The sequence below is a fragment of the Mycobacterium sp. URHD0025 genome, assembly GCF_000426065.1.
Lineage (GTDB): Bacteria > Actinomycetota > Actinomycetes > Mycobacteriales > Mycobacteriaceae > Mycobacterium.
The window spans coordinates 514,125-530,541 of sequence record NZ_AUEQ01000007.1; the positions used below are offsets into that span (position 1 = coordinate 514,125).

Sequence of the window (16,417 nt, forward strand, 5' to 3'; positions counted from 1 at the left end):
CAACGCTACCGATCACGGCGCTGGTCGAGTTGGGTTCGTGCGAGATCGGCCAGGGCGGCCGAGCGTTCCCGGGCGGCCTCGGCCAGCTCCGGCCCGCGTTCCCGAGCGATCAGGGCGAACTCCTCGGCACGTGCACGCGCCGCGTCGGCTACCTCGGGCCCGCGTTCACGCGCGCGCTGGGCCAACTCGCCCGCCAGTTCGGTCGTCCGCTCCACCGCGGCGTCGGCCAGCTCGCGGCCCCGTTCCGCACCGATCGCCAGACCGTGCCCGATCTTCTCGGCGATAGCGCTGTCGGCGAGCGCGTCGCCGCCGGCCGCCACACCGGGAACGGCCGCGGCCACAGTGGCCGAGACGTGCTGCGCGGCACGGCGTCCACGCCAGGCCAGCGACGGTTTGCCCGCGGTGTCGGCCGCCGCGATGATCAGGCCACCCAGCAGACTCACGTCGGTGAGGAACTCACGCCGCTGCGCCGCGGCGTGTTGGGGGTCGGAGTCTTTCAGAAATGCTTGTGAGCCAATGCTTCTCGGAATCATCGTGACGGCGAGCGCCGCCGCGGTCAGCCGGGGCGCACGGCCGAGCGCGAAGAGCAGTCCGCCTGCCACCTGAACCGCCGCGTTGACCCGTGCGACCGTGTCGGCGTTGTTGGGTACCCCTGCGCCGACCGGACCGGGCAGAGCACTCAGCGCGCCGAGCGTCCTGCGCGTCGTTTCGGTGGAAGCACTCGGATCGCGCAGGGTTTCGACACCTCGGGCGATGAAGGTCGCAGACAACATAGGGCGGGCGATTCGTCTGATCAACATGAGCTAGTAGTTGCCCCATAGCCCGGCACGGCAAACCTGCGCGGTCAGTTCACCGGCGCCCGGCCAGCAGTACTTCGCTGAGGTGGGTGGTGGTCTGGACTCCGTCGTCATAGCCGCCCTGATCGCCGAGGGAGTTCATGATCGCCAACGTGTAGCGCTGCTGGGGTCCGGCGAAACCGACGCTGTTGACCACCCAGCCCCCCTGCTCGAGCGACCAGCCGTCCTTGTTGCCGGGATTCATCGCCGGTCCGGCGCCCCAGACACCCCACTGTTGGTTCGCGTCCACGTGCTGCAGCGCATCCACGATGCCTGCGGTCTCGGCAGCGGTGAGGTGGGTGAGGGCATAGGTCATCAATCGGTCCAGGTCCTCGGGCGTGGCCTTCTGGAAGCCCCAGTACGGGTAGGTCCGGCTGAATCCGCGCTGCGGTTGAAGTCCGGTGAGCCCGTAGGCCGGAAAATCGGCGTTGAACGCCTGATGGTCGGCGCCGCTGTACCGCGACCACAGCGTGTCGGCGGCATCGTCGTCGGAAGAATGCAGCATGGCTGCCATCAGGGAACGGTCCGAATCGGTGAGCGTCACGGTGCCGTCGCGTTGCCGGGTCAGCAGGTCGACCACCATGCCCAGTTTGATCGTCGATGCTGTCCACACCTGTTCGCCGGCGTGTGCGTTCCGGTAGACGGCACCGGTGGTCCGGTCGCGCAGCACGTATCCGACCGTGCCTGGCCGCGTCGTCAAATAGGCGTCGGCTGCGGCGATCCGTCCGGCGACGTCGCAGTCGGTCGCGGTGGCGCAGGCTGCGCGCGCTGACGGGACGGTGGTGCCGCAGGCGACGGCCGCGAGGACGAGGACGAGGACACAGAACAGGACGGGGCGCACGGGAGTAGCTTCGCAGGCGTGCGGCGCAGTGTCGGCATCGACGGTGGGCGATGAACTTCGACTGGGAGCAGTTGGGTAGGAGGGTGTGGCGCACCCGCCTGCCATTTCTCGATGTGACGGTCGGACTGGTCAGCGGCGACGCGCGGGCTCTGTTGATCGATTCCGGCACGACGTTGGCCGAGGCCAGGGGAATCGAGGCCGACGTTGCGACGCTGACGGGGCAGCGCGTCGACCATATCGTCCTGACACACAACCATTTCGACCACATCCTCGGTTGCTCCTGGTTCAAGGATGCCGAAATACATTGCTCCCCAGAGGTTTCCGCCACCATGGCATCCGGTCGTGCGCACCTGCGCGCGGATGCGATCGCCCACGGTGCCGCCATCGGTGACGTCGATCTGGCGATCGAGGCGATGCCGGTGCCCACGCACCGGAGTTCCGGCGCCACCGTCGATCTCGGTGGCCGGACGGTGAACGTCTCCCGTCCTGGCAGAGGTCACACCAGCCATGACCTGATCGTCACGGTGCCGGACAGGCACACAGTGGTGTTCTGCGGCGATCTCGTGGAACAGTCGGGCGACCCTGTCATCGACGCCGATTCCGATCTGACGGCCTGGCCGGCCACGCTTGAGGTGGTGCTGGCCGCAGGAGGGGAGGACGGAGTGTTCGTGCCCGGCCACGGCGATGTCGTCGACGCCCATTTCATCCGGCTCCAGCAGCGCTGGCTCGATGCGCGGCGCACTTCGTGATCCCCGCCGACCAAATTAGTTAGCCCATATGCGACGATTCGCCGATGACCGAGGTTGACGCCCATTTCGTGCAGTCCGAGCAGGACAGGTTCCAGCCGACCCGCTTTGCACAGAGCCACTGGGGTGAGGACCACCTCAACGGCCCAGCGCTGGTCGGGCTGGCGGCTCGGGCGCTGGAATCGGGCTTCGGACTGCCCGAATTTCTGCCGGCCCGGCTGACGGTCGACCTGTTCAAGGCTGCGCGCGGGCTGCCGACCACCACCAAGGTGGCGTTGATCCGTGACGGGCGACGGGTCCGCAATTCCGAATGTGAGCTGGTCCAGGACGGCGTGACCGTCGCGCGCGCGACGTTGGTGCAGTACCGACTGAGCGAGCCGCCGCGAGGGGAGGAGTGGACGAGCCCGACCCGGTTCGAACCGCCCGCCTCCCTCGATGGGGACCGGCGGACATTTATGGGAAGTGACGCCGCCGGTTGGAGCCGCGCCATCGCCGAACATCAGAACGCGTCGCGCAAGAGGTTCATGAACCGCACCATCACCGTGGTGCAGGGGCAACCGAACTCGCCGTTCGTCCGGGCGGCGATGGCCGCCGAGGGCACCAGCCTGGTGACCAATCTCGGCACCGCCGGTGTGGGCTACATCAACGGTGACCTGACCGTCGCGCTGTCGCGGTTGCCCGGCGACGAGTGGATCGGCGTGCAGGCCGATTCACACCTGGCCGCCGACGGCGTCGCGGTGGGCGCTTCGACACTGTTCGACAGTGCAGGCCCGTTCGGCACCGGCCTCGTCACCGCCATCAGCAACCCGGCAGCACAGATCGATTTCTCCAATGATCCGTTTCCGGAGCGCAGCGCACCGAGGTGAGGCGCTGATCGACCGCCCGCTACGGAGTCAGGTTTCCGAACCCACGCGACGGGGCAAACCCAGGTATGCCGGTATCGGACGACGGGTACGAGCGTGAGCTGTTGCAGGAGCTGTTGTTCGCCTACGGTCCGTGTGGCCAGGAAGACGCTGTGCGCGACGTCTGCCGGCGAGAACTGGACCCCTACGCCGACAAACTGTGGACCGATGCCGCGGGAAACCTCATCGCACTGATATCCGGGGCGCAGCGCGGCGGTTCTGCCACCAGGGTGCTGGCGCACCTCGACGAGTTGTCGATGCTCGTCAAAAGGGTTGAGCCGGACGGCACCCTGCGGCTGACACCGCTGGGCACGATGTACCCCGCCAACTTCGGCCTGGGCCCCGTCGCGGTCCTCGGTGACAACGAAACGATCTGCGGTGTACTGGCATTGGGGTCGGAGCACACTACACAGGAAACGCCACAGGTCTGGCAGACGAAACCGGATCAAGGCGACAAGGCACTGGACTGGCCGGATGTCTACGTGTTCACCGGCCAGGAAACCGACTCTCTCGAGAAGATGGGGATCGGGCCGGGTACCCGGGTGTGTATCGACCGCAGCAAGCGCGAGTTGATCGAGGTGGGCGACTATCTGGGCTGCTACTTCATGGACGACAGGGCGGCAGTGCTTTCCCTGCTACTGCTCGCGCGCCGAGTGCACGAGAGTGGCCGACGCCCGGCCGGAGACGTGTATCTGGTGTTCACCACGAACGAAGAGGTCGGCGGGGTGGGGGCGGCGCACGCGTGCCGCACGTTGCCCGGCGATCTCACCCTCGCCGTGGAGGTCGGCCCGACAGAGGCCGAATACGGCACCACCGTCGCGGGCGGACCGATCGTGGCCTACAGCGATGCGCAGTGCGTGTACGACAAGGATGTCGCCGATCGTTTGTGCGCTGTCGCAAATCATTTGGGGCTTTCGGCCCAGCCGGCCGTGCTCGGTGCCTTCGAGTCCGACGCATCGCACACCAAGGCTTCGGGGTCGTCTCCGAAGGCCGGGCTGCTCTGCCTACCGACCCTGAGCACGCACGGCTATGAGGTGATTTCGCGCACCGCGGTCACGGCGGTGCGCGACGTGTTGGTCGAGTATCTGGTCGATTCCTGACAGTGGGATCTGACTGCCGGAACACCACCCACCTCATGGCGCTGTACATGTAGATCGCCTCGCAACCTCCGGCGACGATCCTGGCCAGGTGGTACTCGACGCCCATCGCCGCGAGTCCACTGGAGACCCCCAGGATGAACGCGAGGTAGTTCAGGACGACAACCACCACGTACACGGTCAGTTGCGGACCCACGGCGGCGTGCGAGCGGAAGTTCAGCGTCCGGTTGAGGTAATAGGCGAGGCCGAATGCCCCGGCATATCCGACGGTCACCGCGATCGGCAGCGGCGTCCGTAATCCGCCGTGCAGGGCGGTGAGGATCGTCAGATCGACGCCGAACGTGAAGGTGTTGATCAGGGCGAAACCGAGGAACGTCGGTGCTACCACGGAATTCAGCGGCGCAGGCAGGGCACGAACCAGCAGGACGCAGAACCGGTGAAACCGCTCCGCTGTACACACCCGGCCCGATTCGCTGCGCACATGGACACCGTCGCATCGGAAAGTGTCAGGACCGTGAGCACCGGGCGAACATCACCGGAGTCTCACTGCGCGATCTCGATCCCCTCGTAGCTGGTCAGCACCTCTGCGTTGGGCAACTCCATCTGCAAGTACACGTCGATGTGACGGATCTTGTCGTCGGCGGTGAACTCGTACACCGATACCGAGTTGACCACCGATTCGAAATCGCCCATTTTCGTGCGTTCTTCGAGTTCGAGGAACACCACCCCGCCGACCTCGCTGACCCGCTTGAACAAGCCGTCCCATTCCGATGCGGTGGCCCAGTTGGTCAAGAAATCCGTGTACTGCTCCCAGTTCATGACCTCCTTGAAGTTGCCGATCCGCTCGAACTCGTCCACGGCCACCAGATCCGCCAGCGGCGCCCAGCCTCCGACCCCGAATCCGGGTCGTTTGGCCGCGTCGACAAGCCGCTTCGTGGTGACTGCGTACTGCACCGCGGCTCGACTCCGCCCGGTGTAGGAGTCGAGGACCTCACTGACATGCTTCAACGAAAGGTCCTTTCTGTAGTCATTTCTCGCACGCCCTCCTTCAGGCGCGGGAGCCCGCCGATTCCAAGTACTTGTCGACGACCGAATGAAAGTGCGCGATGACCACTTCCTCCTTGACCAGCGCCATGTGCTCCAGTGCGGTGTTGCGCAGCCCGGTTTGCTGGCGGGGCATCTGCTCGTAATCCTGTTGCAGCGCTTCGAAGTACTTGTAGCTGCCGGCCTCGTCGACCACTATCGGATCCGCGGTGAAGGCGGCTTTGTGCTCGTCCGGCAACCACATATAGCTGGCGACGTGCCAGATGCATCGGTTGGGGTCCCCGTCGGGATGCGGCAGCGCCATGATGATCGTGGCCTCGCCGGCGCGGATCGTCATGAAGAAGTTCGGGAACCACACCCACCCGTGGTTGTCGCTCATCTGGGCGTCGGTCAGTCCGCTGACGTCAAGTCCCATGGCGGTCAAGGTGTCTCGTGTCGCCTTCTGCAGCAGTGTTCTGGCCGTGACCCCGTCGGGGAAGCTCAGCGATCCGTCGGCGGCACGGTATTCGGCCACGAGCTCGGAGAAGCGGGGGAGGACCGCGACGGTGGACGGGAAGGTCTCCGGCAGATCCATGATGCCGTCCACCTGCTGTTCGGGCGTGGCACCGACCACGTCGAACGGTGCCATAGACACGCTGTGCCGATCGAAGAACCGGTACCGGCTGGTGGCGGGGTCGATGTTGATCACGCGCAGGAGCTGCGGATGGATTCCGTCGATGTGATAGCCCTCCTGGAAGGCGTCGAGGACCACTTTCCAGTTGCAGTCGATGGCCTCGGTCACGTCCATCACGGTGACCATCTCATCGAGGTGGTACGGCGCCAGCATGGCCGCGACGTCGGCACCGATGAACTCGGCCAAGGGTGCGGCATCGGGGTCCGGATTCAGGAAGATGAATCCGGCGAAGGTGCCCACGGAAACTTCGATCAGCCCGTGAGTCTCTTTGTCGATCGGGCCGGCCAACGCCTCGCGCAACATGCCCTTGAGGCGGCCGTCCAGGTCATAGGACCACAGGTGGTACTGACACAGGAAGCCGCGCTTGGCATTTCCGCGGGCATCTCGGCACAGCACATTGCCGCGATGCCGGCAGGCGTTGACGAATCCGCGGAGACTGTCGTCCTTGCCCCGCACGATGATGTAGGACTGATCGAAGATCTGATACTGCTTCCAATCGCCGGCCTTCGCCAACTCGTCGATGCGGCCGACCACCTGCCATACTTTCTTCCAGATCGAATCGCGTTCCTGGACAACGAATTCCGGTGCGATGTAGCGACTGGTCGGAATCTCCATGCGATACGCATCGGGAGCGATGTCATCCAGACGGGTGGCGTTCTCGACCCAATCTCCGGGGCGTGCTGTCTGCACGGGCGGATCTCCTCAATCGATGTGCGGGCGGCGGTGAGGTGCTCGCCGGCGGCCGGGCGCAGCCGGCCCGCCGGTGCCGTGGAATGTGACTGCGATCACTACTATACATGTCCGTATATTCGATACAACTATGAATATGGATGGGTTCGGGATGAGCGAACATGGAGGAGTTATGTCCCGGCAGCAAGCCGTGATCGGTGGACCTCGACTGGCCGCACGACACCGAGAACACAAGTGCGCCGACCTTTGACAGGATGTGTCCATGGCCGAACGCTGGACCAAGCAACGCCGCTTGGAGCACACCCGCAACGTCCTTCTGGACGCCGCCGAGGAGGTGTTCGCGCGCAAAGGGTTTGACGGCGCCGCGCTTGAGGACATCGCCGAGGTCGCGGGATACACCCGTGGCGCCATCTACTCCCACTTCGGGAGCAAGGCCGAGTTGTTCCTCGCTGTCGTCGAGCGGCAGCGGCAGCAATTCCTCGACGGCTTCGCCGATGTGATCGCGAACTTCCACCGGCTCGAGGATCTCGACGCCGACGAACTCGGTGACCGTTGGCGGGATCTGGTCGCGGTCGAGGGGGCCGACCGCGCGGCCCTCGGATCCGAGTACACGTTGTTTCTGCTGCGCAATCCCGAAGCCCGGGCTCGGGTGGCCGAACAGCGGGAGGAGACCGTCCGTGCCCTCGCGGATTACATCTCCAAGGGTGCCGCGCGCCTCGGCGGCCAGCTGAACATCCCGGCTCTCGACCTCGCCCGCGTCGTACTGGCCGCCAACGATGGCGTCACGCTCGACAGCCTGCTCGACGAACAGGCCGTCTACCGCCCGTTCCTCCGCATGGTCCTGGCGAATATCGTTGTCGCCAAGGGCGATACCTCGTGACACAGACATCGCACCCCGCGCGCACCGGTGCGCTCATGGCCATGGCGTCCATGCTGTGCGTGCAGATCGGGCTGGCGGTGGCCGTCGGCCTGATCGACCAGGTCGGTGCCGAGGGCGCGGCATGGCTGCGGCTGGCGTGGGCCGGCGTTCTGATGCTGGTGATCGTGCGGCCCAGGCCGTCGGCCTTCACCAAATCCGCATTCTGGACGTGTGTCGCGCTCGGCGTCGTCACGGCCGGGGTCACGATGCTCTTCATGGCGGCACTGTCCCGAATCCCGCTCGGTACCGCGAGCGCGCTGGAATTCCTCGGCCCGCTCGGGGTGGCCGTCGCGCACGGGAAAGGCCGCAATCGGATTCTGTGGCCTGGGCTGGCGGCCGCCGGCGTCGTGCTGCTCACCGAGCCTTGGACGGGAGACGTCGACCTCATCGGTGTGCTCTACGCCTTGAGCGCCGCGCTGTGCTGGGCCTGCTACATCTTGCTGACCCAACGGGTCGGCGACGAGGTGGCGGGTATCAAGGGCCTGGGGGTGTCCATGCCGGTCGCCGGACTGGTCGGCACCGCGGTCGTCGGGCCCTCGGTGTTTCCGCATCTGACGCCCCAACTGTTGCTGATCGGTGTGGGCCTGGCGATCCTGCTACCGGTGGTCCCGTTCGCTCTGGAAATGTCCGCACTGCGCCATCTGAGCACCGCCGCGTTCGGCACGCTGATGGCCCTCGAGCCGGCATTCGCCATGCTCGTCGGTCTTGTCCTGCTACGCCAGATTCCGTCCCCGGCCGCCGTGTTCGGCATCTGCTTCGTGGTGGCCGCCGGGATCGGCGCGGCACGCACCGGAGCGCGTGCCACACCGGTCCCGGCCGAAGTCGGCTGATCGGGTTACGCTGGCGCCAATGTCACGCGGAATCTTCAATTCCCCCGTCGCCCGGTGGTTCAACGCGGCGGCCGTGGGTCTCACCCGCGTGCCGGTGCTCGGCCGATGGATCGGTCACGGTGTGGTGGTCATCCGGTACACCGGGCGCCGGTCGGGCCGCACATTCGAGACGCCGGTTTCGGTGAACCGCGACGGCGACCAGGTGACCATCAACGCGATGACGCCGGACAGCAAGACCTGGTGGCGCAACTTCCTGGGCGAGGGCGGCGAACTCACCTTGCTGAACCTGGATGGCCGCGACCGGTCGGGACATGCCGTCGCCCACCGTGACGGTCAGGGCAAAGTGACCGTCACGGTGCGGCTGGACACGCCCTGATTCAGACGTCGATCCGCTTGCGCCGGTACAGCGTTCCGACCATGAGAAACAGCAGGCTCACCACCAGGATGGCCGTCGCCAGCACGTTGATCTGCGGAGGCACTGCGGCCTTGACCGCTGCGTTGACATACAGCGGATATGTGACGGTGGATCCGCTGACGAAGTAGGTGATGATGAAGTCGTCGAGCGACAAGGCGAACGACAGCATCGCTGCTGCCACGATGCCCGGAACTATCAGTGGCAGAGTCACTTTGAAGAATGTCCGGGTCGGGCTCGCACCGAGATCCATCGAGGCGTCCTCAAGCGTCCAGTCGAAACCGCGTACCCGGGCCCGCACCGTCATCGCGATGAAGCTGACCTGGAATGCGATGTGGGCCACCACGATCGTGGTGTAGCCGGTGGCCCAACCCAGATCGAGGAACAGCGTCAACAGCGAGGCACCCATGACCACCTCGGGGGCGGTCAGCGGTAGCACGAGAAAGGTGTCGACGGCTTTCTGACCACGGAAACGTTGGCGCACCAGGGCGATTGCCACCAGGGTGCCCAGCACCAAGGCGATGGCCGTTGACACGGCGGCGACGTTGAGGCTCAATTTCAGAGCCTCGGTGAGCGCCGGATACTTGAACGGGTGCGCCCAGTTGTCGAGGGTGAATCCCTGCCAGGTGTAGTTGAACTTGCCGGCCGGATCGTTGAACGAGAACAGCACGATCACGAAGATCGGCAGGAACAGGTACAACAACACCAGCCCGGCGATGAGCCGTAACAGCAGATCGCCCCATCGCGGGGAGCCTTTGACGACTTTCGGTTCGGCCGGGTTGGTGGCGGCCTCGACTGCGGCGGCGGTCATACCAGATCCTCCGTTCCCAGGGCCCGGGTGTAGAGCAGCACGCCCACGAGAATGATGGCCATCAGCACCATGCTGAGCGCTGCTGCCGCGGGATAGTCCTTGACCACCAGGAACTGCTTCTGGATCACGTTGCCGATCATGCTGGTCTGGGTACTGCCCAGATAGTCGGCATTGATGAAATCACCCGCAGCGGGGATGAACACCAGCATGCTGCCCGCCAGCACTCCTGGCATCGACAGCGGCAGAATCACTTTGGTGAAACTGCGGGCGTTCGACGAGTACAGGTCCTTGGATGCTTCGATCAGCCGCGGATCGATCTTCTCCAGGCTCACGTACAGCGGCAGGATCATGAAGATGATCCAGTTGTAGGTGAGGCCGCCGATCACGGCCCAGCTGGTGGACAACAGTCTGCCTTCGTCGGGCAACAGACCGATGGTGCCGAGCGCACTCACCACCCAGCCGTCATCGGCCAGAATCGTTTTCCAGGCGATCGTCCGGATCAGGAAGGTGACGAAGAACGGCAGTATCACCAAGCCCAGGATCAGGTTCTTGAACCGGCCCGCCTTGAACGCGATCACGTATGCCAGCGGGAAGGCGAGGATCGCGCACAGCACCGTCGCGACGAACGCGTACCCGAACGTGCGCAGTATCTGGTCCTGATACTCGGTGAACGCGTGCGCGTAATTGCCGAAGTTCCAATCGAACTCCAGCGTCGGCAAGTACACGGAGCCGCCCGACGTCGACAGCGAGGTGCGCGCCAACGAGAAGAACGGCACCACGAAGAAGATCCCGAGGTACACCAGGGCCGGCAGGATCATCAGGTAAGGGGCGATCTTGCTCCGTTGCCGGCTGCTGGTGGCCACACCTGCCATCGGCGTCAGCCTCCGGTCACGGCGGCGTAGAGGCTGTTGAACTCTTGCGTCTGCTCGTCGGTGAGGGCCCCCCACGACTTCAGCTTCGCGAGGATCTCGGCCGGCGGGTTGATCAACGGATTGCCCGCGACCTTGGGATCGATCTTGGCGAGTTCATCGGTCATGTCCGACAGCACGGGCACGAACTGGGTGAACGCGATGAGCTTGGCGTAGTTCGCCCGGTCGTACACATAGTCGATCCAGGCCTCGGCGGCCTTCTGATTCTGAGTGGTGTAGGGGATGACCATGGTGTCGATGAACCAGTCGCCGCCGGACTCGGGAACGATGAACTTCAGGTCTGGATTGTCCGCCTGCAGCTGGACGACATCACCCGAATATGCCTGGGCCACAGCGATATTTCCGGCCGCGAGATCGTCGGCGTAGTCGTTGCCGGTGAAGCGGCGGATCTGGCCCTTGTCCTTCTGCTCCCGAATGGCGTCGACGGCCTTCGTAATGGATTCAGTGGTCGGGTTCTCGACGGAATTGCCCTGCCACTGCATGATCATGCCGAGGCCATCCTGGACATCGGACAACAGGCTGACCCGGCCCTTGAAGGCGGGATCCCACAGATCGTCGATCTTGGTGATGTCGCGCCCGGTGGCGGCTCGGTTGTAGGCCAGGCCGACCATGCCGGTCATGTACGGAGCGGTGTACTTGCGGCCGGGATCGGCCTTCGAGTTGAGCAGGTCTTCGCGCAGGTTCTTCTTGTTGGGGACCCGGGAATCGCTGATCTCGTTGAGCCACTTGAGTCCGGCGAGCCGGGCGGCCATGAACTCGGTGGGCACGACCAGGTCGGCGCCGATGTCCTGCTTGCGTGACAACGGTTCCTTGGCCTTGGCGAACCACTGCTCGTTGTCGTTGAAGTCTTCTTTGTAGTCCACGGTCAGACCCGATGCGGTCTGGAACGCCGCGACGAATCCGTCAGCCATGTACAGCGGCCAGTTCGAGATGCGGACCGTGCCGGTGGCCGGTGATCCGTCGTCGGGTGCGGCCGAGGTGGATGGGGCACTGGACTTCTCACCTGAACTGCATGCGGCCAGGACCGAGGGCCCCAGTGCCAGTGCGGCTGCGGCAGCCGCGCCGCCTCCGAGGAAGCGGCGACGTGATGTGCGGTTCGCAGTCAGCCGGGCGAGCAGTCGGGGGTCGAGGTTGTCGGGCATGGGCGACCTTTCGGGGAATTCGGGCGCTTCCGTAAATGAGGGGGGTTGGATGGAGCGGGTCTAGGCGTTGTCGTCGAGCATCTCTTCGAGGTCTTCGGCAGTGGGGATGTCTGCCGCCGGGAGTACTCGCGATGCCTCCGGTGACCAACTGACGTGCACGGCGTCTCCGGGGCGCAGCATCGGCAGGTCCTGTTCAGCTCCGATGTGGGCGATGATGGTCGAATCATCCGGTGCGGCAAGGGAAAGCCGTAGAACCGGGCCCTGGAACGTCAGATCTGTGACAGTGGCGGGTACCGTCGCGACGTCGCCTGATGGCTGATCGAGCGAGACGCGTACGCGCTCGGGACGGACCATCAGCGTGGCCTGCCCGCCGGATTCGATCGTGGTGTCGCCGGGCTTGGCCTTGAGTGTCGTGCCGAGTACATCGATCTCGACGAAGTCGCGGTTGGTCCGCCCGGTCTGCCGGCCCGGCCACAGGTTGGCCTGACCGATGAAGCTGGCGACGAACACCGTCGCCGGGCGGTCGTAGATCTCGGTGGGACTACCGATCTGCTCGACGTTGCCGTTGTTCATCACCGCGATCCGGTCGCTCATGGTGAGCGCTTCCTCCTGATCGTGGGTGACGTAGATGAACGTGATGCCGACCTCGCGCTGGATGCGTTTCAGTTCGAACTGCATCGCATGGCGCAATTTGAGGTCCAGTGCGCCGAGCGGCTCATCGAGCAGGAGCGCGCTGGGGTAGTTGACCAGGGCACGCGCCAGTGCCACGCGCTGCTGTTGGCCGCCCGAGAGCTGGCCGGGCTTGCGCTTGGCGAAGTCGGTGAGTCGGACGATTTCCAGCAGCTCGTCGACGCTGCGCTTGATCTCGTCCTTACCTTTCTTCTGGCTTCGTGGCCCATAGGCGACGTTGTCCCACACGGTCATGTGTGGAAACAGCGCATAGTGCTGGAAGACGGTGTTGACGTTGCGCTTGTGCGGTGGCACGCGCGAGACGTCGACGCCCTCGAGCCGGATGGCGCCATCGGTGGGGCTTTCGAACCCCGCGATCATGCGCAGCGTGGTGGTCTTCCCGCAGCCCGAGGGGCCGAGCATCGAGAAGAACTCACCCGATGCGATAGAGAAGTCCGCGTCGGCCACGGCCACGTAGTCGGCGAACCGCTTGGTGACATGGTCGATCTCGATGACGGGCGCGCCACTACGTGGTGTGCCGTCGGGTTCCGTCGATTTGTCGACGGCGGTGATATCTGGGCCGGTCAGCGGTCTCCTCCTCCGGATGCAGCTTGGAAGCTGTCGGTAAACAATCGCGGATAACGGCGCCCTTCGCAAGCGATTCCGCAATGAATTAACAATTTTTCAATGGAATCCTTCGTCTGAAGCGACTTGACAGCGCGATTCCATAGCGCGGCGGCCCAACGGCCACGGTGCACCCGGCCAGTCCCGGAGCGGTCGATTCCATGGTCCTGACCGGTGATGACCGGCCGGGCTCAAGTTTCGCAGTTCCCCGTGTTGCCACGGCAGGAAACCGGCGAGTGGGGACGCGAATCAGCCCCACTCGTGGTTCATCGCGCGAGACTCCGACATGGTCTGCACGGACTCATCGTGGCGGTCTGGCGCCCGGGACACGGCGATGAGGGCCATCGCCATGGCAGCGGTGACCGCACCGGCGATGAAGATGGTCACGAAGCTGCCTTCCGATGGCACCATCCGATGCCCGAGCAGCACGGCGACGACGGCCGCCGCCACCGAGCTGCCGATCGTGCGCGCGATGGCATTCATGCTCGTGGCGATGCCGGTCTCGCCGCTGTCCACCTCACTGACGACCAGTGCGGGCAACGCGCCGTAGCCCAGGCTGATGTAGGCGTTGGCCAGCATCCCGGCGACGACGACCTGCCAGGGGTGATCATGCGCGACGGCGAGCATGACGAATCCGGCGATTCCCGCGACGGCGGCGACCACCAGGACTCGGCGGGCACCGTACCGGTCGATGAACCGACCGCTGACGAGTGCCACCAGGAAGCCCGTGAGCGCTCCCGGTAGCAGGAAGTAGACGCTGGCCTGCAGCACACTGGCGCCGAATCCGTATCCGGCCGCCTGTCGTGACATCTGCACGAACTGGGTGAGGCCGAGAAACGCGAAGTACAGCCCCATGCCGACAAGGATCGTGGCCAGATTGGTCAGCAAGATGGGACGCCGGGCCAGCATCGTGGTCGAGACCAGGGGATCGGCGACGCGCCGTTCCCACCACCACCAGCCGATCAGGACGCCGACGCCACCGACCAGAAATCCGATGGTGCCCGGATGGGTCCATCCCCACGAGTTGCCCTGGGTGATGGCGAGCAGCACCGACGACAGGCCGATCGCGAGACCCGCGGCGCCCAGCCAGTCGATGGCGCCACCGGCATCAGGCCGGCGATTGGGCACGACGGCGACAGCCACGACGATGACGATGGCGGTGAATGCGGTGGTGAGCCAGAAGACCCGGTGATAACCGGCGTCGCCCGACATGAGTAGGCCGGTGACGACGAGGCCGACGCCGCCGCCGAACCCCAGCGTTCCGGACAATACCGACATCGCGCCGACCAGACGGTCCTCGGCGAGCTCTTCGCGCAGGATGGCGATGCTGATCGGGTAGAGCGCGTACGACGCGCCCTGAAGGATCCGGGCCGCCACCAGCAGCGGGACCGAGGCCGTCACCGCGGCGAGCACTGACCCTGCCAACACGACCACCAGCACGCCGAGCAGCACGCGTTTCTTGCTGTAGAGATCGGCGAGCCGGCCGATCAGCGGGGTCGAGGCGGCGGCGGCGAGCAGGTTGGCGGTGACGGCCCAGCTGACCGCCACTCCCGAGGTGTTCAACTGCCGGGCGATGATGCCCAGGATCGGGACGACTGCGGTCTGCAGGATGGCGACCGTGAGCGCCACGAGACTCAGGCCGGCGATCAGGACGCCGGGGCGAGGTGCCGGTCGGGTGGACCCGGGGGAGGCGGACCGGTCGACTTCGGTCCTGGCCACTTCCGCTCCGATCGTTAGCTCATCTTGGTGTTTGTCGATTATGGCGCGGGTCCGTCGCAGACCGGCACACCGGGGCCGTGGTCGAATAGGTGATGGCCTTGGGAGTCGGCGCGCTCAACGCGTCCACGTTCAGCGGGCGGCGCCCGACCGGCTCGGGTGATCTGACCGTGGAGACCCACGGGATCGCACCGCTGGCAGCAGACCAGAGGTACGGACATCCCGCCCGGCTGTTCACGGTGTGGTTTGCGCCTCAGGTCAACATGACCGGCGTGTTCACCGGGACACTGGCGATCACCCTGGGGCTGGGTTTCTGGCTGGGGCTGCTGGCCATGGTGATCGGCACCGTTGTGGGTTCTGCCGTCGTCGCCTACCTCTCGACGTGGGGACCGCGCACCGGTGCGGGCCAGCTTCCGAACGCACGCATGGCGTTTGGCGGCCTCGTCGTGGTGCCCGGCATTTTGCAGTGGGGATCGTCGATCGCCTGGGACGCGCTCGTCGGCCTGTTCGGCGGGGAGGCACTCGCGGCGCTGCTGGGCATCCCGTTCTGGGGCGCGGTGTTGATCGTGCTGGCCGTACAGGGCGCCGTCGGATTCTTCGGCTACGAGTTGATCCACCGCCTGCAGGCGGTGTTGACCGTCATCCTCTTCGTCACGTTCGCGGTGTTCACCGTCAAACTGGTGAGTGGTCATGACATCGTGGTGGCGCCGTCGGTGGCCGGTGCCGATCTGGCCGGAGCGTTCGTTTTCGAGATCACGATCGCACTGAGCCTGGCCGTCTCGTGGGCCAGTTACGCCGCCGATTTCAGTCGTTATCTCCCAGCCGATTCCCCGCGGTGGCAGGTGTTCGGCTATTCGTTCGCCGGAATCGTGTTGGGCTACGTGTTCGTTCAGGGCATCGGGATCGCCGCCGCGTCCGTCATCGGTGATCACACCGCCGACGGTGTCCATGCCGTGATGGGTGGCGGCCTGCTCGGCGGTCTGGCGTTGTTGGTGATCGCGCTCGCCGCGATCGGGTCGGGGGTGATGAACGACTACAGCGGCTCGTTGGCGCTACAGACCATCGGCGTGCGGGTGCGCCGGCCGGTGTCCGCGATCATCGTGACGGCGCTGGTATTCGGCCTGATCCTGTGGTTGCATGCCGCCGACACCGCGACCCGGTTCACGGATGTGCTGCTGTTGGTGAGCTACTGGATTCCGGCGTTCGTCGCTGTGGTCGTGGTGGACTGGACGTTCCGCATTCGCGGGCGCAGCAGTATCGATCCGAGTGCCGAGTCCGTCTCGCGTCGCGACGCGGCGGCTGCCCTGATCGCTTTCCTGATCGCCTACGCCGTGGCCGTCCCGTTCATGAACACCACCCTGATCCAGGGTGCGGTGGCCACCGCATGGCACGGGGCCGACATCGCCTACTTCGTCAATTTTGTTGTCGCTCTAGTGCTTTACGGTGGCTATCGGCTGCTGTCCCGGCGGTCTGCCCGAGCGTAGCGCTCACGGTGGCCGGGTCGTCGCCTTCGCGGTGAACGCCGATGTCGAGGCG

17 protein-coding genes are annotated in these 16,417 nt (G+C 65.3%); 7 read left to right on the forward strand and 10 right to left on the reverse strand.

The genetic code is table 11. The features are described from left to right. Positions 1-5: 5 nt before the first annotated feature. Both H977_RS0110010 and H977_RS0110015 read right to left on the reverse strand, forming a co-directional pair. Positions 6-773, reverse strand: coding sequence for a DoxX family protein (locus H977_RS0110010; protein ID WP_029107737.1), 768 nt, complete (start codon positions 771-773; stop codon positions 6-8). A 76-nt stretch (positions 774-849) separates the two neighbouring features. After that, positions 850-1,677, reverse strand: a complete 828-nt coding sequence (locus tag H977_RS0110015) for a serine hydrolase (protein WP_029107738.1) — start codon at positions 1,675-1,677, stop codon at positions 850-852. Between the two features lie 50 nt (positions 1,678-1,727). On the opposite strand from H977_RS0110015, the gene H977_RS0110020 reads away from it, so the two are divergent. From H977_RS0110020 to H977_RS0110030, 3 genes are all read left to right on the forward strand, one after another. Then, a complete protein-coding gene (locus H977_RS0110020) occupies positions 1,728-2,426 on the forward strand; it encodes an MBL fold metallo-hydrolase (protein ID WP_029107739.1) in 699 nt (232 codons plus the stop codon). A 44-nt stretch (positions 2,427-2,470) separates the two neighbouring features. Continuing rightward, positions 2,471-3,289, forward strand: a complete 819-nt coding sequence (locus H977_RS0110025) for an acyl-CoA thioesterase domain-containing protein (RefSeq protein ID WP_029107740.1) — start codon at positions 2,471-2,473, stop codon at positions 3,287-3,289. Between the two features lie 65 nt (positions 3,290-3,354). Then, the gene (locus H977_RS0110030) at positions 3,355-4,425 is read left to right on the forward strand and encodes a M42 family metallopeptidase (RefSeq protein WP_029107741.1); all 1,071 of its coding nucleotides are present in this window, start codon (positions 3,355-3,357) and stop codon (positions 4,423-4,425) included. Here H977_RS0110030 and H977_RS32845 read toward each other — a convergent pair. From H977_RS32845 to H977_RS0110045, 3 genes are all read right to left on the reverse strand, one after another. After that, positions 4,379-4,903 (reverse strand): GtrA family protein, encoded by a 525-nt coding sequence (locus tag H977_RS32845; RefSeq protein ID WP_051288764.1) that lies wholly within the window; start codon positions 4,901-4,903, stop codon positions 4,379-4,381. The genes H977_RS0110030 and H977_RS32845 overlap by 47 nt on opposite strands. Before the next feature lie 62 nt (positions 4,904-4,965). Continuing rightward, positions 4,966-5,430 carry a hypothetical protein gene (locus H977_RS0110040; RefSeq protein WP_029107742.1) on the reverse strand — a complete coding sequence of 155 codons (465 nt, stop codon included), beginning with the start codon at positions 5,428-5,430 and terminating at the stop codon, positions 4,966-4,968. A gap of 40 nt (positions 5,431-5,470) precedes the next feature. Beyond that, positions 5,471-6,829, reverse strand: a complete 1,359-nt coding sequence (locus tag H977_RS0110045) for an aromatic ring-hydroxylating oxygenase subunit alpha (protein ID WP_029107743.1) — start codon at positions 6,827-6,829, stop codon at positions 5,471-5,473. A gap of 262 nt (positions 6,830-7,091) precedes the next feature. Between H977_RS0110045 and H977_RS0110050 the strand changes: the two genes are divergently transcribed. Genes H977_RS0110050 through H977_RS0110060 form a run of 3 tightly spaced genes read left to right on the forward strand, consistent with a single transcriptional unit; the run spans position 7,092 to position 8,954 of the window. Further along, positions 7,092-7,709 (forward strand): TetR/AcrR family transcriptional regulator, encoded by a 618-nt coding sequence (locus H977_RS0110050; RefSeq protein ID WP_029107744.1) that lies wholly within the window; start codon positions 7,092-7,094, stop codon positions 7,707-7,709. Positions 7,710-7,744: 35 nt separating this feature from the next. Beyond that, the gene (locus H977_RS0110055; protein ID WP_051288780.1) at positions 7,745-8,578 is read left to right on the forward strand and encodes an EamA family transporter; all 834 of its coding nucleotides are present in this window, start codon (positions 7,745-7,747) and stop codon (positions 8,576-8,578) included. A gap of 19 nt (positions 8,579-8,597) precedes the next feature. Next, a complete protein-coding gene (locus tag H977_RS0110060) occupies positions 8,598-8,954 on the forward strand; it encodes a nitroreductase/quinone reductase family protein (protein WP_029107746.1) in 357 nt (118 codons plus the stop codon). Position 8,955: 1 nt separating this feature from the next. On the opposite strand, the gene H977_RS0110065 is transcribed toward H977_RS0110060, so the two are convergent. From H977_RS0110065 to H977_RS0110085, 5 genes are all read right to left on the reverse strand, one after another. Next, on the reverse strand, positions 8,956-9,801 hold the full coding sequence (locus H977_RS0110065; protein WP_029107747.1) for an ABC transporter permease: 846 nt from the start codon (positions 9,799-9,801) through the stop codon (positions 8,956-8,958). Further along, a complete protein-coding gene (locus H977_RS0110070; protein ID WP_029107748.1) occupies positions 9,798-10,673 on the reverse strand; it encodes an ABC transporter permease in 876 nt (291 codons plus the stop codon). The genes H977_RS0110065 and H977_RS0110070 overlap by 4 nt, the downstream gene beginning before the upstream one ends. A gap of 5 nt (positions 10,674-10,678) precedes the next feature. Further along, positions 10,679-11,872 carry a polyamine ABC transporter substrate-binding protein gene (locus H977_RS0110075; RefSeq protein WP_029107749.1) on the reverse strand — a complete coding sequence of 398 codons (1,194 nt, stop codon included), beginning with the start codon at positions 11,870-11,872 and terminating at the stop codon, positions 10,679-10,681. Between the two features lie 60 nt (positions 11,873-11,932). Next, complete coding sequence (locus H977_RS0110080) at positions 11,933-13,015, reverse strand: ABC transporter ATP-binding protein (RefSeq protein ID WP_231395918.1); 1,083 nt, start codon at positions 13,013-13,015, stop codon at positions 11,933-11,935. A gap of 399 nt (positions 13,016-13,414) precedes the next feature. Next, positions 13,415-14,884: an MFS transporter gene (locus tag H977_RS0110085; protein ID WP_029107751.1), complete on the reverse strand. Its 1,470-nt coding sequence runs from the start codon at positions 14,882-14,884 to the stop codon at positions 13,415-13,417. A gap of 92 nt (positions 14,885-14,976) precedes the next feature. On the opposite strand from H977_RS0110085, the gene H977_RS0110090 reads away from it, so the two are divergent. Further along, positions 14,977-16,365 (forward strand): purine-cytosine permease family protein, encoded by a 1,389-nt coding sequence (locus tag H977_RS0110090; RefSeq protein WP_029107752.1) that lies wholly within the window; start codon positions 14,977-14,979, stop codon positions 16,363-16,365. Positions 16,366-16,417 lie beyond the last annotated feature (52 nt).